The sequence below is a fragment of the Aeromonas tecta genome, assembly GCF_000820185.1.
Taxonomy (GTDB): Bacteria; Pseudomonadota; Gammaproteobacteria; order Enterobacterales; family Aeromonadaceae; genus Aeromonas; species Aeromonas tecta.
In genome coordinates this window covers 96699-115709 of sequence record NZ_CDCA01000019.1, presented here as the reverse complement: position 1 = coordinate 115709, position 19011 = coordinate 96699, and the positions used below count along the sequence as shown (strand labels likewise).

The following is a 19011-nucleotide window of genomic DNA, read 5'->3' as shown; positions in this document are numbered from 1 at the left end:
TTAGCTTTGTTTTTAGAACTAAATGCTGCGATTAATAGGGTTCAAACGACATTTTCATTTGTATTCATCGAGTTATATGCAAGCGTTTTCGCGCATTGATGAAAAAGGTGGCTTCCATTGGCGCTAATTTGTGGCATGGGAACAGCATCTTGTTCTGGTGAGCAGGACAAGAACCCTATTGTCACGCCGATTTGGTCTCTGGCCCCGCAGGCCGTATAATCGCCGCCTGTATAAATAAACAGGAGTGGTGATGGACGTTTCAACCCTGCTCGACGGGCTCAACGACAAGCAAAGAGACGCAGTCGCGGCGCCCCGTAGCAATCTGCTGGTACTGGCCGGTGCCGGCTCGGGCAAGACCCGGGTGCTGGTGCACCGTATCGCCTGGCTGATGCAGGTGGAGCGTTGTTCACCCTTCTCCATCATCGCCGTGACTTTTACCAACAAGGCGGCCGCCGAGATGCGTGGCCGGGTCGAGAAAGTCATTGGCGACGGCGTGCGTGGCATGTGGATTGGCACCTTCCACGGCATCGCCCACCGATTGCTGCGGGCCCACCATCTGGATGCGGGCCTGCCGCAGGATTTCCAGATCCTCGACTCCGACGATCAATACCGCTTGATCCGCCGTGTCATCAAGGCGCTGAACCTGGACGAGAAGCACTGGGCGCCTCGCGCCGTGATGGGTTACATCAACGGCAAGAAAGATGAAGGGCTGCGCCCCGGTGACATCGATCTGTACGGCGACCCCGTCACCCGCACCTATCAGCAGATCTACAAGACCTACCAGGAGACCTGCGATCGCTCCGGGCTGGTGGATTTTGCCGAGCTGTTGCTGCGTGCCCACGAGCTGTGGCTGAACCGGCCGCACATCCTCGAGCACTACCGGGATCGCTTCCAGAACATATTGGTGGACGAGTTCCAGGACACCAACGGCATTCAGTACGCCTGGCTGCGGATGCTGGCCGGGGAAACCGGTCGGGTGATGATCGTCGGCGACGATGACCAGTCCATCTACGGCTGGCGCGGCGCCAAGATAGAGAACATCCAGCGCTTCTTGACCGACTATCAGGGCGCCGAAACCATTCGCCTCGAGCAGAATTACCGCTCCACCGCCAATATCCTGAAAGCGGCCAACAGCGTCATCGCCAACAACTCGGACCGGCTCGGCAAGGAGCTGTGGACCGAGGGGGCCGAGGGCGATCCCATCTCGCTCTATGCCGCCTTCAACGAGGTGGACGAGGCCCGCTTCGTGGTCGGTCGCCTCAAGGACTGGAAGGAGAAAGGCGGCCTGCTCACCGACTGCGCCATCCTCTATCGCTCCAACGCCCAGTCACGGGTGCTGGAAGAGGCGCTGATGCAGGACGCCATGCCGTACCGCATCTACGGCGGTCTGCGCTTCTTCGAGCGCCAGGAAATCAAGGATGCGATGGCCTACCTACGCCTCATCAACAACAGAGGCGACGACGCCAGCTTCGAGCGGGTCGTCAACACCCCGACCCGCGGCATCGGCGATCGCACCCTGGAGATCTTGCGGAGCAACGCTAGGGATCAAGGGCTCAACCTCTGGCAATCGGCCAGGGTACTGCTCAACGACAAGGTGCTGACCGGCCGTGCCGGCAACGCGGTGCGCGGCTTCGTCGAGCTGGTCGATGCGCTGGAAGAACAAGTCTCCATGTTGCCCCTGCATCAGCAGGCAGATATCGCCATCCAAAACTCCGGCCTCAAGGCCATGTACTTGGCGGAAAAAGGCGAGAAGTCCCAGGCACGGGTAGAAAACCTGGACGAGCTGGTGACCGCCTGCCGCCAGTACCAGCGTCCGGATGAGCTGGAAGACATGAGCGATCTCTCCGCCTTCCTCGCCCACGCGGCGCTCGAATCCGGCGAGAATCAGGCGGACGAATACGCCGATGCGGTGCAATTGATGACGCTGCACAGCGCCAAGGGGCTGGAGTTCCCGCTGGTGCTGCTGGTGGGACTGGAGGAGGGCATGTTCCCGAGCCAGCAATCCACCGAGGAATCGGGCCGCCTCGAGGAGGAGCGCCGCCTCTGCTACGTGGGCATGACCCGCGCCATGGAGAAGCTCTACATCTGTTATGCGGAGAGCCGCCGCATCTACGGCCGCGAGATGCAGCATAAGCCAAGCCGCTTTATTCGCGAGATGCCCGCCGAGTGCCTTGAGGAGATCCGGCTGCGCACCCAGGTGAGCCGCCCCACCCAATATGGCCGCTTTAGCCAGAACGAGGTGCAGCAGAGCTTCGACGCCAGCGGCATCAAACTTGGCCAGCGGGTGCTGCACCCAAAATTCGGGGAGGGCATAGTGCTGAACTTCGAAGGGGTCGGCCCCCAGAGCCGGGTACAGATCCAGTTCGACGACGTCGGTGCCAAGTGGTTGGTGACGGCCTATGCACGGTTAGAGGCGCTGTAACTCTCCTCGCCTTTTGATGTAATCAACCCGGCTTAGGCCGGGTTGATTACATCATTTGTGACGATAGATTTAATCTAACAGGGAATTTTTTCTGAGCTGACCTCATACGAGAAGAAATGAGAACTTCGCATGATGATTGAAAATATAAAAAAGTTCTTGAAATCAAAATGGAATATGGTTTTAACCTTAGGGGCGATAATAGTTAGCCTAGCAGCAAGTTTAGGGAATATTAATGATGCTATAGATGTAATTGCATCGTGGCAACCTAGGAAAAGCATTGCTGTAGTTCAAGCTCGTCTTGAGCCTTTTCGTATTAAAAATAGTTTTAATAAAGAACAGGATGATGTGTTCTTAATGATGAGCATCAGAAACTACAGTATGTTGCCGATCATGATAGTGTCCGCCGATGTTGAGGGGCGTGGTAGCGCCTTGATTAGCAAAGGCAAAGCTGGTAGACAAGGTATATGTATTTTATCGTCTAGCGAAAATAATAATGAACCATTGACAATAAAACCCGGTAAAACAATCTGGATAAAAATCGGCAACTCAATTCACTTATCCGATTTGAGCAGCGTAATGTCTGATATCAACTTTCAATATATTCATATTTTTGAACCTGATATCGGTGTAGGCATTCATGAGATCTATTTTGTAGAAGTCCTAAATGATTTGTTGACTAAAAAATATGGTCAAAATGCAGAGATAATTGCAAATATATATACTGGAGAGGAAAGGAAGAAACATAGTTTTTCATTTAATATTACACAGGGGACGGACTTGTTCTCGAAAGATGGCACACTGCAGCATGATTGGTTTCTTGCTCAATGGATTAGACCAATAAATCAACCTCAGTTTGAAATAAATGACAACTGTGAAGTAAAATAGCTGATCTGAGCCACGAAGCTTGGGATATTCATCTTTCTAGAGTTTTTTATGGTTGATTGTCTGTGTCGTAGCCAAAAGCTGGATGTACCCCAAAACCACATCATGTTATGTCGAGAGCCATTGCATCTACAGCCGCGAGATGCCCGTCGAGTGTCTGGAAGAGATCCGGCTGCGCACCCAGGTCAGCCGCCCGACCCAGTACGGCCGCTTTAGTCAGAACAAGGTGAAACAAAGCGTCGACGCAGCGGCATCAAGTTCGGCTAGCGGGTGCTACACCCGAGATTTGGGGAAGGGCTGGAACTCAACTTCGAAGGGGCGGCCAGTAGAGCCGTATGATGATCTAGTTTGACAAGGTCAGTACCAAGTGTTTGGTGACGGTGTGTTGTAACGCTCGTCGCTCTAGACTTCACCAACCCGGCTTAGGCAGGGTTGGTGGTTATGCATTTTATCGAACATTTTATTTTTCGATTTATTACAGTCTGTTATCCAAACTATATCCCTCATGGATTATGTAGATAATAAACTGTATTTTTTTGAAATTTCTTTTGCTGCCTTTTCTATCCCCGGGTAGATTGTACTTTCATTTATATTTAAGATGTTTAATTGGCTCATTATTTTGGATTTGTTTTTTATATTTATCTTAGTTATTTTCAATGTGCTGTGTCCTGTTTCAGGAAGTATTGCATCATTGCCAAAAATCAAAAAAGCACCTGACTGAGATGATATCCTCTCATTGGATATTCTACCTCTTACAAAAAGTATCTTATTTATATCCTGAGGCCTAACAATATTTTTAAAATAGCTTTTCTCATCTTTAATAAGGTGAACTAACTGAGAGCATACTTCGCTATTATTAAAATTAGCAACACTTTTCTCCTGATCATCCTCCATTTTTTCAATTTGTAATTTACTTTTTTGCTCTGCAGAGAGTAACGCTAGATGCGATAGACAGCTTACAGTGTCAGAATCAAAGAACTTAATTTCAGATTTTGGCGTCTCCATTATTATCACTTGACCATCTAGTTCATTTCCATGTGTATCTTTTACAACTTCCGAGCACGAAAAATAAAGCGCTATAAGCGGGTTTGATGTGACGTCCAATAATCTAGTTGGTAATCCGTAGTGTTGCATTCTGACCAACTTATCGAGCATAAATCTATCAGGCTGAAATTCCACCGGTTGAACAGTTAATAATTCTCTAATCATAATATCTTCATTGTGAAAATATTTAAACTGGCCTTGTTCATTTTTCCTAAATAGAGATGGCTCTAGATGAAAGTCTTTACTTGCATGTCCACGATAAAAAACTTCATTATTTTTAGACACATTAAGTACTAAAACTGTACTGAGAAACTCTTCAATGCTATCAATTGTCTTTATGTCTTCTTCGGGTAAAAAATGTACCCCATTCTGATCATCCTCAAGATCGGTGGTAGAAGAATTATTACCTAAACCCAATTCTAGTAAAATATCAGAAAGCCTTTTGTTTTTAATTGCCCAGTGCGTTCTTGTAAGACCAAAAGAGCCTGCTTCTAAAATTTCTCTATATTGCTTCTGTTTATCTCTATTGAGTTCTATTTCCCCAAAGTTCTCTTCAACTAAAAATTCGAATTCTATATCACCATCATTTATCCTTGGGCTTATTATTTTTCCTGTGCAAATTTTTATTAATTCATCATAGCCACCGTTATCATTATCCCTTGAAAAGAGCTCGGTCATAAAGAGTGTTGGTAAATTTTCTATAAATTTCAAGGCGGCATGATTAATTGGATAGAATTGCTTTGATATTTCTCGTGGTGTATTTTCTAGAAATCTAGAAATGGGGAACGATGTTGTGCCACTGGTTTTACCATGAATGTCCCAGTCGTCATTTTCTATACACATTAAAAGATTAAACATCACTCGTTCCTATATGGAAATAATTTATCAATAGAATAACCACAGCCATAATTTCATTTGGAAATATAACGCTGACTATTTATATTTTATTAAATCACTGGATCAACTTGCTCTCCATCACCCCTTGTCTACCCTCATCTTCGCTGACTTCGCTGACTTCGCTGACTTCGCTGACTTCGCTGACTTCGCTGACTTCGCTGACTTCGCTGACTTCGCTGACTTCGCTGACTTCGCTGACTTCGCTGAGCTTGGAGCGGGCCATCAGCAGGCCCATCTTGACCTCCTGCCAGACGTAGTAGTTTTTACCTGCCTCTGTGCTGAGGGTCAGGGTGGCATCGTTCTCCGACTTGGAGGTGATGGTGTGGCTGCCTAGTGTCACCTGCTTGAGGATATAGCTGTGGGCCACCGTGTCGCCGACCGCCATGCCATCCACCAGCACCGGCATCTTGAGAGCCGCACCAAAGGTTTCATTGCGATAGACATAGAGGTTGGCCACATCCTTGAGTGCAACAAACTGCTTGGCCTGGACATCCGCGGTGGCATCGGCCATGGGTATGGAAGCACAACCGGAAAGCAGCGCCACCGACAGCAGGGCAGCACTCATCATTATTTGCCTGAACATAGTGCTTGGTTTTAGTGGGCTAGCGGGGTTTAAAGGTTCGCATGAGGCTTTGTTACCGGGCAACCACTCAAACCGCAGTTGGTGTGACGGGATTCAATATTCCAACAATTAACCGGAATGGTGCGGTGCTTTGACGGTACGGCGAACCACGGCATACTGCCCCGTCACCAGATGGGAGTCATTGATGTCTAAGTTGATGCCGACACTGCGCCGGCTGGGGCGCTGTTTTTTGCGAAAAGCGACGCTGGCGCTGTTGACCAGCCTGCTGTTTCTGCTCTCCTTCACTCTGTTCCAGTACGCCTCCTGGTGGCCGATGCTGACGGAGGATGATTCTCTGCACTGGGGCGGCTACTTTCAGGGGCGCACCTTTACCGAACTGGCCCTGCCCATGCTGGAGTTTGGCGCCTTGCTGGGTGCACTCTTCTGGCCGCTGTTTCTGTTGGCACCCCGTCTGCTATTGCCACCACTCTTTACCGTGCTTTGGTTATGGCAGGCCTATGAGACAGCCTTCGTGACGGCCAGTGCCTCGACCTGGCTGCCCCACGAGATCATCTGGGCTTTTATCCTGCCTCACACTCACTGGCTGCTGCTCACTCTGTTGCCGCCTCTGCTGCTGATCTGCCATCTCGGCAGGCGGCTGCTGGCGACTGTGCCAGAAACCCAGTCAGGGGCGTCCATCATGTCGGCCAAGTCATAATCAGAACGGGGGAAACGAGGCGTGGGCAAAGCTTGATCTGCACGGGTCTGTGGGACGCCAATGCAATGAGCCATGGGCAAAACAGGGAGAGAAGCGGGGAGGGGGAAATCAGAAACCCGACCGCAGATGGGGCTTGGCGGCCGGGTGAATTGTAAAGAGTAGGGTGACAGGTAATGCCGGGTATCAGCCTAGTCTAATCAACTCGATGGGCGCGTAACGCTCTCGGGAGTTGGCCAGCAGCACGCACTTCTCATGCTCCGCCTCGTAGGGGGTCATATTGTCGGTGTGGGCCTCTTTCAGGGTATCGACGGCGCCGGTGGCGGCAATCATGACGCGCTGACCCAGTTGCAGCGCATTTCTGTTCCGGTCATAGATCTTCATTGCAGTCTCCTTTTGTTGTTCCCGGCGGGGTGCTCCGGGTTGCAGGATCAGACTACGCCCCTGAAAAAGGGTGATGTATGTCACAGATCAAAAAAGAGGCGAAGAGGGACTCATGCAGTGGGTAAGCCCGAGCGGGTCGGTCACAGGGGTCTTGCGGGCTTGCCATATCCTGTTGCCTTGAACGGGGCCGCCTGTGCTTTTTATCGGCATGGGCTCGAACCACAAAGGGGATGCGCTATAGTGGATGCCGCTTGTTTCACTGCCTTCAACCAACCGAGAGTGCATTATGAATCGTGATATCGCCGCCCAGTTTATCAAGATGCTGACCAACCTCGACCAGTGCCTGGCCAAGGCCGAGGCCCACGCCGAAGGGAAGAAGTTCAACGTGGAGAACTTCGTCAATGAGCGTCTCATCGTCGACATGCTGCCCTTCTCCAAGCAGGTGTTGATCTGCTGCGACAGCGCCCGCGCCGTGGTCGCTACCGCCAGCCACAGCGAGCCGCCTGTGCTCGGGGATGACCCCAAGACCATGGCGGATCTGCGCGCCCATATCGGCAAGACCATCGCCTATCTGCAAAGCAAGCTGGAGGCCGATTTCAGCCAGTATGCGAGCAGCCACTACTATCCCTACTGGGCCGGTGGCAAGGGCATGGATGGTCATACCTGCGTGCATGAGTACGGTATCCCTAACTTCTACTTCCACCTGACCATGGCCTATGCCCTGCTGCGTCAGGCCGGGGTCAACCTCGGCAAGGGGGATTACTTGGGTGGCCTGAACCTGCAATAAGAACCCATCCCATTTGGCTATTTAACTCGCCATTTTGAACCCAGGCAGTGCTCGAAATCCTCACGTACTCCAGTACGCTCCGGTTTCTGCGCGCTGGCTGTGTCCAAACTGCCTTCGACAATGACGCCTATTGGGATAGGTTGTAAGTCGCGGTCTGTCGAAACGAAGAGAGCCTGCCAGTTTGGCAGGCTCTCTGCATTTTGGGGGAGCGTCGATGGTTGTTTCTTCTCCCTTTGGGAGAGATGGCCCCTTGCCGGTGACTCGGCAAGCGCCGCCAAGATCATGAATGTTCCCATCCCTCATCCCCAACCCTGCTCCTGCTTATTTGAAAAGTAAGGGGAGAAGGGATCGAAGAGCCGCAACCCGATCCGGGAACTGTGCCCCATTATTCGCTCGGGATCTCCGGTTCCACCAGGGCGGCGAGCTGGGTCAGGGACTCCTGCCAGCCGAGGTAGCACATCTCCACCGGGATAACCGCCGGGATCCCTGCCTGTTCGATGGCGAGCTCGGTGCCGCACAGCACCTTGGTCAAGGTGATGGTGACCCGCATCTCCCCCGGCAGGTTGGGGTCATCGAAACGGTCGGTGTAGCGAATGCGCTTGCCCGGCTCCAGCTCCTGATACTCGCCGCCAAAGGAGTGGGTGTGGCCGGTGCCGAAGTTCGAGAACGCCATCCGAAAGCGACCGCCGACCCTGGCGTCCAGCTCTGCCACCTTGCAGGTGAAGCCATGGGGCGGCAGCCACTTGGCGAGTGCCTCCCCCTCGATAAAGGCGCGATAGACCCGCAGCGGCGGGGCCTTGAGGACGCGATGCAGCGTCACTGTTCCTGTGCTCATATTGGGTTCCTTCTCGGTGGTGTCGCAGCAAGGATAGTCGCTCGGGGGAAGGACAACCGGGAGGAGGGAGTCGTGGCGCTCCCTATGACGGGGTCAGCTTGCTGTCAGGCGTTGCTGGTCCTGGTCGCCATGAGTGGCCGCATTTGCCGCTGGCTGGTCCTCCTTTGTCAGGCACTCCTGCACGCACGCCATAAACACCCGCATGGCGGGGCTGACAAACTTGCCGGCGTGGTGGGCGCACAGGGCCGTGATGACGAGGGGCGTGGGGGAGAAGGGCAGCTCCTGCAGCTCACCCGAACTCAGCTCCCGCTCGACGGCGAAGCGGGGCAGGAAGGAGACGCCGAGGTTGCTGGCCACGCAGCGCTTGATGCTCTCTATGCTCCACAGCTCTATGGTGCCGTCCAGGGTGATGCCACGCTGGCGCAGGGCGCTCTCGAACAGCTGGCGGAAGATGCACTGCGGCTCGTTGATGATGAAGCTGACCGGCAGGTGTTGATCCGGGCGGGTGAAGTCGATGCCGCTGAGGGCGGGGGAGGCCACCAGCACCAGGGGTTGCTCGCCAAAGCTCTCCATCTGCAAGGCGGCGTCGTTGCCGACCCGATAGAAGATGCCGAGATCGGCCTCGCCCGCCAGCAGCGCATCGCGAATGACGTAACAGTTCAGGGACTGGAGCGACAGCCGCACTCCGGGGGCCCGCTGCTTGAAGCGCTCAAGCACTGCCGGCATCTTGTAGGCCAGCAGGGTTTCGCCGATGGCAACCCTGAGCTCGCCGCTCGGCTCGGCGTCCTGTTGCGCCGCCTGACGCAGACCCGCCATCACCCGGATCAGTTCGTGTACATGCGGCATGATATTCTGCCCTGCCTCGGTCAGGCACATGCGGCGGCCTATTTTTTCGAACAATTGCAGCGAAAGCTCCTGCTCCAGCTGCTGGATATGGAAGGTCACCGTGGACTGAGTGCAACAGAGCTTGCGGGATGCCTTCACGAAGGAGCCCTCCTCGATCACCGTCTTGAGGGTCATAAAGCGTCGCAGATCCATGGGGTGCTCCAATTCATCGGAAGTGTTGAAGTCATGATGCTAAAACATTCGATTTTTTGATGCTAGTAGAGACGCTAAGGTGTCACTCCCATTCGGAGAAACACCATGACCTCGACCCTTGTCAGCGCATTTTTAACCTACACCCTGATCACGGCCATGACGCCGGGACCGAATAACATCCTGGCCCTGAGCGCCGCCAACCAGCATGGCCTGCGCCGCAGCGGCCGGGTGCTGGCGGGCATGAGTGCGGGCTTTCTGCTGATCATGCTGCTGTGTGCCCTGTTCACCTTCACCCTGATCAGTCTCTCGCCCATGCTGGTCGGCTGGCTCAGCTGGGCCGGGGCGGCCTACGTGCTCTGGCTGGCCTGGCGTATAGCGACCAGCGACACGACGCTATCCCGCGCCGATGGGGCCTTGCCGGATTTTTGGACCAGCTTCTGGCTGCAGTTCGTGAACGTGAAGATCATCCTCTACGGCATCACGGCGCTTTCCACCTTCGTGCTGCCTCACACCACTGAACTGGTCTGGGTGTTGGGCGTGAGCCTGCTGCTGGCGCTGATCGGCACGTTGGGAAACCTCTGCTGGGCGCTGGCGGGTCATCTGCTGCAGCCCCTGTTTCAGCGCCACGGTCGTCTCGTGAACCTGACGCTGGCGGCCCTGCTGGTGTATTGCGCGGCTCGGATGCTGATCTGACCTGCGTCGTAGTTGTTCGCTAACGCAGTGATTTTTCATCGGATTTTGAAGGAGTTGATCAAGGTAGAGGTTATTGCCGTCGTTCGCTCATATAATCGCCGCCATGCAAGCGACTCGGAAGGATTCGATGATAAAGCTGATGGCGGCCCTGCTTGGGTTGTTTTACGCCTGCCTGGTGTGGGCGGCGCCAACCCCCTTTGTGACGCCGCCGGCCACTTCGCTGGTACACCAGTCCAGCATGGAGCCGCTGCTCTCCTGGTTTACCGGCGAGTTCTCCAGCCAGGAGCAGGCCAGTTACGACAAGCGCTTCACCAGTGCCGAGCTGCGACTGGTGGAGATCTGGCCCGGTTACGATGGCTATCGCTGGGTCTATGCCGAGCAGTTCCTGACCGAGCGGGCGGTGCGGCCGTTTCGCCAGCGCATCTACCGCTTCTCCCCGGTGCCGGATGGCCGCATCCTGATGGCCGAGCTGACTATGCCCAGAGCCATCGACTTCGCCGGCGCCTGGCGCAAGCCCGAGCTGCTCGACACCCTCACCCCGCAACAACTCTCCCTGCGTCAGGGCTGCGAGATCTGGCTGACCCGCCAACCCTCGGGGGAATACGCGGGCCACAGTCAGGTCGGCAGCTGCTCCACCGACTTCGGCGGCGCCAGCACCCTGGTGCAATATCTCTGGATTGGCCCCAACAGCGTCAGGCTGCTGGACAGGGCCTACGACACCGAGGCCCATCAACGTTGGGGCAGCCCCGGCGAGGGCTATGTCTATCTGAGAAGGGTGAAACAGCGTGGGGAGTGACTGGGCCGAGATGGCCCCTTCTTGTGTGCCGTTGATGCTGATTTCAGGGCGGGTCGCCCCCGGGGCGGTGCCTTCACGCCATGGCAAGCGTCGCGATGAACGTGATGGGGGAAGCTGCGAGAGAGGGATTAGCCGGGCGGAGCGAATCGCATGGTAAACAAGCCGCTCAGGCGGGCAGATCCAGCTGGTGGCGGTGTTCGCTGAGATAGTCGATCAGCAGCCGTAACCGCAGCGGCATCGGCTCCCTGGCCGGGTAGAGCATGTTGACCGGGCGCGGGGCGGGCAGGGCATCCGGCAGTATCTCCAGCAGGGCGCCACTTTTGAGTTCGTCGATCAGCAGGGCGCGCGGCTGCAGCACTATGCCCGCATGATGCAGTGCGGCCACCTTGAGGGCACTGCCGTTATTGCTGATGAACTGGCTGTCCCACAGATGCAGGTGTTCGAGGGGAAACGCCTGGGCCAGGCTGGATTGTGTCAGCCAGGGGCTGAAACCCAGGCAGCGGTGACGGGCCAGATCCGCCAGCGCCAGCGGGGTGCCGTGGCGCTGCAAATAGTGCGGCGAGGCGCAGAACACCGAGCCCGAGCTGGCCAGCGGGCGGGCGATGTAGGCGGCATCCTTGGGGGTGCCGACCCGGAAGATGAGGTCGAAGCCATCGCCAATCACATCGACCAGCCGATCGCAGAGATCCAGCTCGATGCGGATCTGCGGATAGCACGCCATGAAGTCGCACAACAAGGGAGTCAGCCGCAGGCTGCCGAAGGTGATGGGGGCATTGATGCGGATCTTGCCCGCTGCCTGGCCGGTGTGGGCCAGGGTGTTTTGCTCCAGCTCCCGATAGTGTTGCAGCAGGTGCTGGCAACCGCCGAGGTACTCCCTGCCCGCCTCGGTCAGGCTCTGGCGGCGGGTGTTGCGGTTGAGCAGGCGGGAGCCGACGCGGGCCTCCAGCCATTTGATGTATTTGCCGATCATGGCCGGCGTCATCTCGAATCGCTCCGCCACGGCACTGAAGCTGCCCGCGCGGGCGACTTCGACGAAGATCTCGATGGCGGTCAGGCGATCCACTCTAAACTCCTGGTTTATAAAGCCGAGCGCCACTATGTCTGGCTGGCGAAGCGGCTGTCAATATACTGGGCGGCATCAAACGAAGATGGAATGCCCCATGAGCCTCGACTATTACGCCCTCTACCTGCTACTCGCCATCGGCACCGTGCTCAGCCCCGGCCCGGCGGTGATCTACACCATAGGCAACACCCTGACCCGGGGAACCCGCCATGCTATCGCCGGCTTCATCGGGGTGGCGGTCGGGATCCTGCTGGTGGCGACCCTGGCCTCGCTGGCGGTGCTCTGGTTTACCCACTGGCTGGCCGCGGGTCAGCAGATCCTGACCCTGGGGGGCGCCCTCTACCTGCTCTATCTCGGGGTGAACTCCTGGCGCCAGCGCGCGGTCAGCCCGCTGATAAGCACGCCAAGCGATCGGGACTGCGGCCGCAGCTTCCTCAAGGGGGCGCTCATCAGCCTGCTCAATCCCAAGGCGATCATCTTCTTCACCAGCCTGTTTCCCCAATTTATCGACTTTCGCCAGGGTGCGCTTGGCCAGTGCATGCTGTTGGCGCTGACCTTCAGCGCCGTGGTGCTGGTGGTGCACGGCGGTTACTGCCTGGTGTTTCGTTGGGTGGGCTTGCAGGGCTATGGCGAGCGTTTCGCCAGAGGGATCAACCGGATGTCGGCACTGATGTTCAGCGGCTTCGCGCTGTTGCTGCTGATCAGGGCACTCGGCTAAGGGATAAAAGGGGAAAGGAGCAGGAGGGAGATGTCTTGCTGCCGAAACAGTGCGGGATGACGCCGGGTAGCGGGCGTCATCCCGTTGTTGTATCAGAGCTTGAACAACGGCCGCAGACGGATGCCGATCAGGCTGCCGCCCAGCGCCATCAGCATCCAGACCCAGCCGTGCAGGCTGCCGGACGCGGTGCCATCGAAGAAGCCGCCGAGGTTGCAGGCGCTGTACATGGCGCCCATGCCCATCAGCAGGCCGCCGATGATGGATGCCAGGCTGTTGCCGAGCCGCATCGGGGCGAAGTTGCCGCCCCCGCTGAGGCAGCGCGCGAGCATGGCCCCCAGGATCCCGAGCCAGAACATGCCGACCATGGGGTTGATGAACAGCGGCTGGGCCAGCTTGGGATTACCTTCAAACAGGCCGAACACAGAGGCGCCGCGCAGCGCCATGTCATAAACGGCCCCGGTGATGGTCCAGGCCGAGCCGTGCAGTGCGACCACGGCGGAGTTGAGCAGGGCGATGAGGATGCCGCCGGTCAGCACGGTGAAGCGGCCATCGCGCCAGAACAGATTGCCACCGCTGAAGATGGGCTTGAGCTCACCGGTGCGCTTCAACTCGCTCCTGCGAAACAGCATGAACAGCACGGCGACCAGCGCCAGGTTCAGCAGCATGCCGCTCCAGATATTGCCGGTCAGATCCTTGGCCAATACCACCTGGCTGGAGAAGGTGGCGTCCAGGGTGGGCCTGAACTGGTTGCTGATCAGGGTGCCGATGCCGTAGCAGAGCAGCACCAGCCAGAAGCGGGGCTGCCCCTCGCCGCAGCAGTAGAGGGTACCGGTGGCGCAGACCCCCGCCAGCTGCATGCCGATGCCAAACAGGAAGGCGCCGACGATGAAGGGCACGCCGATGGCCATGACGTTGCCCACCATGGCATCGCCAAACAGGGCGTGAGTGAAGGAGAGGAAGCAGGTGAACAGCAGAATTTCGATGGCGATGGTAAGCAGGTGAATTCGCACATAGTAGCTGTTGCGCTTGGTCAGCATCTCGCGCCAACCGAAGACGATGCCGAAGCGACTGAAGGAGAGGGTGAAGCCGAAGCCAAATCCGATGAGGGCCATCAGGGCCCATTTCATGCCGAAGCTGCTGCCGAGCCAAAATAAAGCTCCCCCCGCGAGAGCCACGATGGGGAGCGACCATTGTCGAGTCATGCCGATACGTCCATAACGTTATTGTGGTGAAGGCGTGCATCCTAATCCCACAATGAGTCCGACACCAGCTTGCTCGGGGGTAATCTCGCTGTCAGGGCCCGATCAGAGCCTCAGACATAGGCGCTTGCCTCGACGGCCAGCTCGGCCAGGATGGAGAGACTGACGGCGCCAAATAGCAGGCCGGTGACCAGGTTGAGCGGCCGTTGCACCCGGCTGAGTAGCCCCTGAGCTTTCGGGGTGGAGAGGCTCCAGGCCAGCAGCCCGAACCAGGCCAATGACAGCAGGAACAGCTCCAGGATCAGCAGGCCTCGGGTCAGGCCATCCACCTGCGGGGTCACCATGGCCGCCAGCAATCCCATGAAAAACAGCAGCGCCTTGGGGTTGAGCAGATTGGTGGCAAGCCCGCTCTTGATGCCTTTGCGCCAGCCCTGACGCTCTCCGCCCGCCTTGAAAGCCTGCCCCGCAGCGCCCTGCCAGGCGCCCTTGAGTGCCCCCCAACCGAGCCAGCCCAGATAGAGGGCGCCCACTATCTTCACCACCATAAACAGCCAGGGTTGGCTGGCGATGAGCAGGCTGATGCCGGTGAGGCTCAAGGTGGCGTGCAGCAAGATCGCCAGCGCTATGCCAAGCGCCGCGCCGAGGGCGGTGGGTCTGTGCAAGCTGGTGCGCAGGATCAGCGCGAAGTCGGGCCCCGGGCTCGCCAGGGCGATCAGGTGGATGAGACCTATGGTCAGAAACAGGCTGGTGAACATGACATACCTCTACACAAGACGATGAGGTGGCAGCATGGGGGATCGGGGAGAGGCTTGGCTTGTAAAAGATTGCACAGCGGCGGCGTTCGACGGTGCGAGGCTGTTAAATACGGCGGCAACAGGCAGTGTTTGACACTGATTAATAGTAATTAAGCGAAGTTTTATATCGCAAAAGAAAACAAATTCAGTATTAAATTTAGCGAAATAACCGATTGTCGACTGGGTTGGCGGGTAAAGAAGACCCTCTGTTGGCGGTAATCCGTGGGACTGGTTGGTCTAGGGCCTTATCTGCTGGCGGTAATCCACGGGGCTGGCTGGTCTAGGGCCATATCTGCTGGCGGTCATCGACGGAGCTGACTTGTCTAATGCTGAATCCACTGGCGGTCATCGACGGAGCTGATTTGTCTAATGCTGAATCCACTGACGGTCATCTGCGGGACTGGCTGGTTTAGGGCCGAATCTGCTGGCGGTAATCCGCCGGCGTGAGCCCGAAGGCCTGGCGAAAGCCATGGTGGAAGTGGCTCTGATCGAAGAAGCCGACCGACAATGCCACCTCGCTCACCGGCATGCCGGCGCCGAGCAGGCGCTTGCCCTGCTCGAGCCGCAGCCGCTTGAGCCAGGCGTAGGGGGTCATACCGGTCTTCTTCTTGAACTGACGCAGGAAGGCGAAGCGATCCAGCCCGAATTGGGCGGCCAGATCCTCCAGGCTGTGGCGCTGATCGAGCTGACCCAGCAGGTAATCGCGCAGGTAGCGCAGTTGGGGATCCGCCAGGGCGTGGCGCTCCGGCACCAGGTGCAACAGCTCGCCGAGCAGGCCGAGCAGCTCGCTCTCCGCCAGCAAGCCGTCCGGCTGGGATTGGTCCAGATACATGTGCAGACGGGCGAAGCCCTGATAGAGATCGGGTCTGGTCTGCAGGCCCTTGTCGAAGAAGGGCTCGGGGTTGTCTGGCAGCCAGCGCGCCAACTGCTCCGGGGCGATGGCAAACACCCGCACCTCGTAGCCTTCCGGCAACAGGCTGAGGCCGTCGTGCATCTCGTCCGGGTTGACGGTGGAGAGCTCGCCGCGCACCAGATTGTGGCTGCTGCCCTTGTGGATGAACTTCTGGCCACCCTGCTGCACCAGACCGATGTGATAGTCCAGGTGTACGTGGCGGCCATAGCTGAACTCCCGGTGGTGGGAGTGGGATAGTTCAACCCCCGGCAGCAGCCGGGGTTGCCAGTAGTGGATGCGGGATTGGGGAGCACTCATGGCTTATTGATACCCCAAATCCCGCTGGCTGGCTTGTAGATTATTGCGCTGCCTCAGGCCGCATCCCGGCGCCGTTTGCCGCTGCGCAGGCCATCCAGGCTGAACAGCACCAGCGCGCTCCAGATGCAGCCGAAGGTGATCATCTTGTCCAGTGCCAGCTCTTCTCCGTACAGGGTGACCGCCAGGATGAACATCAGGCTGGGGCCTATGTACTGGAAGAAGCCGAGGGTGGAGAGCTTGAGACGGGTGGCGGCGGCGGTGAAGCAGAGCAGCGGCGCCGTGGTGACGGCCCCGGCGGCGATCAGCAACAGGTTGAGGTGCCAGTCGTTCTGGGTCAGATGGCTGGTCGGGCTGTCGGCGAAGCCCCACAGATAGATGGCCGCCGGCGGCAGCATGATCATGGTTTCGATCAGTAGGCCGGTGAGGGCATCGAGGGCCAGTTTTTTACGGATGAGGCCGTAGATGGCGAAGCTCGAGGCCAGCACCAGCGCAATCCAGGGCAGGGAGCCGAAGGCGATGAGCTGGACGACGACCCCGATCACCGCGAGACCGACTGCCCACCACTGCAAGCGGCGCAGCTGCTCGCTCAGAAACAGCATGCCGAGCAGCACGTTGAACAGCGGGTTGATGTAGTAGCCGAGGCTGGCATCGAGCATGTGGCCGTTGTTGATGGCCCAGATGAACAGCAGCCAGTTGCCACCGACGGTGACCGAGGTGAAGGCCAGGGTGAGCAGCACCTTGGGCTGGCGCAGCACCGCCTGCACCTTGTGCCACTGGCGGGCGAGCAGGGTCAGCACCATCAGCAGGGCGCAGGACCAGATCATGCGGTGGGTCAGGATCTCGGCGGCCGGGACGGCAGCAATGGTCTTGAAGTAGATGGGGGCCAGGCCCCAAAGGGTATAGGCGCACAGGGCATAGATGACGCCCTGACGCTGAACTTGTTGCTGCATGCGGATAACCTTCACTGGAGAGTTGGATGTTGGAAAACATCGCAAAAAATCAGTGTAGCGATCCTTTTGGGGGGAAAGAAGTCAATAAATTGGTCGGAGGGGATTTTTACAGTGTGACTGGCGTCAGCGACCGCCGCCACGACGGATCTTCTCCACATCCATCAACAACCACAGCATGAGCACGATGGCGGAGATCCAGGGGCCCCAGGTCACGTAGGCTTCACCCTGACCCAACATGAAGAACAGCAGCGGCAACCCTACCACCAGAAACAGTACACTTCCCAGAAAGAACAACATTTTTATCTTTATATTTAAGGGTTTGCTATTTGATGATTATATCGATTGAGGCTGCTGAGGAAAGGGCAAACATGAAAAAGGGGGATTTCTCCCCCTTTGTTGCCTGATATCGTCATATTCGACGTTAATCGAGCTGGATCCAGGTACTTTTCAACTCGGTATATTTCTCCAGCGCGTGCAGTGACTTGTCGCGGCCGTTGCCGGATTGCTTGAAGCCGCCAAACGGCATCGTCATGTCACCGCCATCCCAGTTGTTGACGAACACGGTGCCGGCGCGCAGGGCGCGGGAGCCCTTGATCGCCTGGTTCAAGTCCGCCGTCCAGATGGCGGCGGCCAGGCCGTAGTCGGTGTCGTTGCCAAGGGCGATGGCTTCTTCGAGGGTGTCGAAACCGGTCACCGCCAGCACCGGGCCGAAGATCTCTTCCCGGAAGATGCGCATCTGCGGCGTCACATTGTCAAAGATGGTGGGGGCGATGTAGAAGCCGCCACTCTCCGGCTGGGTGCGCTCGCCGCCCAGCAGCAGCTTGGCCCCCTCCTGTTTGCCAATCTCGATGTAGCGCAGTACCTGCTCCAGTTGGATGCCATCCACCATGGCGCCGATGCGGGTGCTGGGATCGAGCGGGTTGGCCGAGATCCATTCGCGGGCATGGGCCAGCAGGCGCTCCATGAACTGCGGCTTGATGCTGTTTTGTACCAGCAGGCGGGAGGCTGCGGTGCACACCTCACCCTGGTTGTAGAAGATGGCGCCCACCGCACTCTTGGCGGCGGCGTCCAGATCCGGCGCGTCCGCCAGCACGATATTGGGGCTCTTGCCGCCGCACTCCATAAAGGCGCGCTTGAGGTTCGACTTGCCGGAGCACTGCACCAGATGTTTGCCGATCTTGGTGGAGCCGGTGAAGGTGATGCAGTCCACGTCCATGTGCATGGCCAGCGCCTCGCCGACCGTGTGGCCAAAGCCCGGCAGCACGTTGAACACCCCGTCCGGGATGCCCGCTTCCTTCGCCAGTCCCGCGATGCGCAGGGCGGTGAGGGGGGATTTTTCGGAGGGTTTGAGGATCACCGAGTTGCCGGTGGCAAGCGCCGGTCCCAGTTTCCAGCAGGCCATCACCAGCGGGAAGTTCCAGGGCACGATGGCGGCCACGACGCCAAGCGCCTCGCGGGTCACCAGCGCCAGCGCGGACTCTTCTACCGGGGCGACCTGATCGTAGATCTTGTCGATGGCTTCGGCGTTCCAGGCGATGCAGTTGGCGGCGGCGGGGGCGTCGTAGCCCATGGCGTCACCGATGGGCTTGCCCATGTCCAGCGATTCCAGCAGTGCCAGCTCCACCTGATTGAGGCGCATCAGATCGGCGAAGCGCTGCATGATGAGCTTGCGCTGTTTCGGGGATAACCCGCTCCAGCGTTTGTCGGTGAAGGCGGCGCGGGCGGCTTGTACCGCCAGCTCGGCGTCGGCGGCGTCGCAGGAGGCCACCTTGGTCAGCAGCTGGCCGTTGGCCGGATTGATGCAATCGAAGGTGGCGCCGTTCACGGCGTCCCGGTAGCTGCCGTCGATGAAGGCTTGTGAGGGCAGGGTCAGGTGGGCGGCCTTGTGTTGCCACTGGGCCAGGGTCAGGTCACTCATGTTCACTCCTTGAACCGACAGATAAGGTCTCTGCGTATCAATATGCTAAACATGCCGCCGCTTGTAAATCCATTCTGTAACATTTTGTTAAACATTCGCCCTCG

19 protein-coding genes are annotated in these 19011 nt (G+C 57.5%); 7 read left to right on the top strand and 12 right to left on the bottom strand.

Features of this window, described 5'->3' with window-relative positions; genetic code table 11:
* The first annotated feature begins 250 nt into the window (after positions 1 to 250).
* Both uvrD and BN1137_RS04610 read left to right on the top strand, forming a co-directional pair.
* Positions 251 to 2422, top strand: coding sequence for a DNA helicase II (gene uvrD / locus BN1137_RS04615; protein ID WP_050717475.1), 2172 nt, complete (start codon positions 251 to 253; stop codon positions 2420 to 2422).
* 129 nt (positions 2423 to 2551) lie between these two features.
* Entirely contained in the window at positions 2552 to 3307 is a 756-nt protein-coding gene (locus tag BN1137_RS04610) for a hypothetical protein (protein ID WP_050717474.1), read from the top strand.
* A 507-nt stretch (positions 3308 to 3814) separates the two neighbouring features.
* On the opposite strand, the gene BN1137_RS21800 is transcribed toward BN1137_RS04610, so the two are convergent.
* Positions 3815 to 5206 (bottom strand): FRG domain-containing protein, encoded by a 1392-nt coding sequence (locus BN1137_RS21800; protein WP_083443361.1) that lies wholly within the window; start codon positions 5204 to 5206, stop codon positions 3815 to 3817.
* A 94-nt stretch (positions 5207 to 5300) separates the two neighbouring features.
* On the bottom strand, positions 5301 to 5828 hold the full coding sequence (locus BN1137_RS04605) for a DUF2846 domain-containing protein (RefSeq protein ID WP_083443360.1): 528 nt from the start codon (positions 5826 to 5828) through the stop codon (positions 5301 to 5303).
* 184 nt (positions 5829 to 6012) lie between these two features.
* On the opposite strand from BN1137_RS04605, the gene BN1137_RS04600 reads away from it, so the two are divergent.
* Complete coding sequence (locus tag BN1137_RS04600; RefSeq protein WP_157433628.1) at positions 6013 to 6525, top strand: hypothetical protein; 513 nt, start codon at positions 6013 to 6015, stop codon at positions 6523 to 6525.
* A 183-nt stretch (positions 6526 to 6708) separates the two neighbouring features.
* Here BN1137_RS04600 and ydfZ read toward each other — a convergent pair whose 3' ends face one another.
* Positions 6709 to 6906: a putative selenium delivery protein YdfZ gene (gene ydfZ, locus BN1137_RS04595; protein WP_050717473.1), complete on the bottom strand. Its 198-nt coding sequence runs from the start codon at positions 6904 to 6906 to the stop codon at positions 6709 to 6711.
* A 286-nt stretch (positions 6907 to 7192) separates the two neighbouring features.
* Here ydfZ and BN1137_RS04590 point away from each other — a divergent pair, with 286 nt between their 5' ends.
* The gene (locus BN1137_RS04590; RefSeq protein WP_050717472.1) at positions 7193 to 7693 is read left to right on the top strand and encodes a DUF1993 domain-containing protein; all 501 of its coding nucleotides are present in this window, start codon (positions 7193 to 7195) and stop codon (positions 7691 to 7693) included.
* A 385-nt stretch (positions 7694 to 8078) separates the two neighbouring features.
* Here BN1137_RS04590 and BN1137_RS04580 read toward each other — a convergent pair whose 3' ends face one another.
* Positions 8079 to 8528 carry an SRPBCC family protein gene (locus tag BN1137_RS04580; protein WP_050717470.1) on the bottom strand — a complete coding sequence of 150 codons (450 nt, stop codon included), beginning with the start codon at positions 8526 to 8528 and terminating at the stop codon, positions 8079 to 8081.
* A 93-nt stretch (positions 8529 to 8621) separates the two neighbouring features.
* On the bottom strand, positions 8622 to 9566 hold the full coding sequence (locus tag BN1137_RS04575) for a LysR family transcriptional regulator (RefSeq protein WP_050717469.1): 945 nt from the start codon (positions 9564 to 9566) through the stop codon (positions 8622 to 8624).
* 105 nt (positions 9567 to 9671) lie between these two features.
* Here BN1137_RS04575 and eamB point away from each other — a divergent pair, with 105 nt between their 5' ends.
* Together eamB and BN1137_RS04565 are read left to right on the top strand one after the other, a co-directional pair.
* Positions 9672 to 10259, top strand: a complete 588-nt coding sequence (gene eamB, locus BN1137_RS04570) for a cysteine/O-acetylserine transporter (RefSeq protein ID WP_050717468.1) — start codon at positions 9672 to 9674, stop codon at positions 10257 to 10259.
* A gap of 127 nt (positions 10260 to 10386) precedes the next feature.
* Positions 10387 to 11055 (top strand): chromophore lyase CpcT/CpeT, encoded by a 669-nt coding sequence (locus tag BN1137_RS04565; protein ID WP_083443359.1) that lies wholly within the window; start codon positions 10387 to 10389, stop codon positions 11053 to 11055.
* A gap of 166 nt (positions 11056 to 11221) precedes the next feature.
* On the opposite strand, the gene BN1137_RS04560 is transcribed toward BN1137_RS04565, so the two are convergent.
* The gene (locus BN1137_RS04560; RefSeq protein WP_050717467.1) at positions 11222 to 12118 is read right to left on the bottom strand and encodes a LysR family transcriptional regulator; all 897 of its coding nucleotides are present in this window, start codon (positions 12116 to 12118) and stop codon (positions 11222 to 11224) included.
* 97 nt (positions 12119 to 12215) lie between these two features.
* Here BN1137_RS04560 and BN1137_RS04555 point away from each other — a divergent pair, with 97 nt between their 5' ends.
* Positions 12216 to 12836, top strand: a complete 621-nt coding sequence (locus BN1137_RS04555) for a LysE family translocator (protein WP_050717466.1) — start codon at positions 12216 to 12218, stop codon at positions 12834 to 12836.
* Between the two features lie 92 nt (positions 12837 to 12928).
* On the opposite strand, the gene BN1137_RS04550 is transcribed toward BN1137_RS04555, so the two are convergent.
* The 6 genes from BN1137_RS04550 to BN1137_RS04530 form a co-directional block, all read right to left on the bottom strand.
* Complete coding sequence (locus tag BN1137_RS04550) at positions 12929 to 13963, bottom strand: YeeE/YedE family protein (protein ID WP_050717465.1); 1035 nt, start codon at positions 13961 to 13963, stop codon at positions 12929 to 12931.
* 185 nt (positions 13964 to 14148) lie between these two features.
* Positions 14149 to 14790, bottom strand: a complete 642-nt coding sequence (locus tag BN1137_RS04545) for a LysE family translocator (RefSeq protein ID WP_050717464.1) — start codon at positions 14788 to 14790, stop codon at positions 14149 to 14151.
* A gap of 448 nt (positions 14791 to 15238) precedes the next feature.
* Complete coding sequence (locus tag BN1137_RS04540; protein ID WP_050717463.1) at positions 15239 to 16039, bottom strand: AraC family transcriptional regulator; 801 nt, start codon at positions 16037 to 16039, stop codon at positions 15239 to 15241.
* Between the two features lie 53 nt (positions 16040 to 16092).
* Positions 16093 to 16989, bottom strand: coding sequence for an EamA family transporter RarD (gene rarD, locus BN1137_RS04535; protein ID WP_050717462.1), 897 nt, complete (start codon positions 16987 to 16989; stop codon positions 16093 to 16095).
* Positions 16990 to 17112: 123 nt separating this feature from the next.
* Positions 17113 to 17286: a hypothetical protein gene (locus BN1137_RS22695; protein ID WP_198150594.1), complete on the bottom strand. Its 174-nt coding sequence runs from the start codon at positions 17284 to 17286 to the stop codon at positions 17113 to 17115.
* A gap of 124 nt (positions 17287 to 17410) precedes the next feature.
* A complete protein-coding gene (locus BN1137_RS04530) occupies positions 17411 to 18907 on the bottom strand; it encodes an aldehyde dehydrogenase (protein WP_050717461.1) in 1497 nt (498 codons plus the stop codon).
* Between the last annotated feature and the right edge of the window lie 104 nt (positions 18908 to 19011).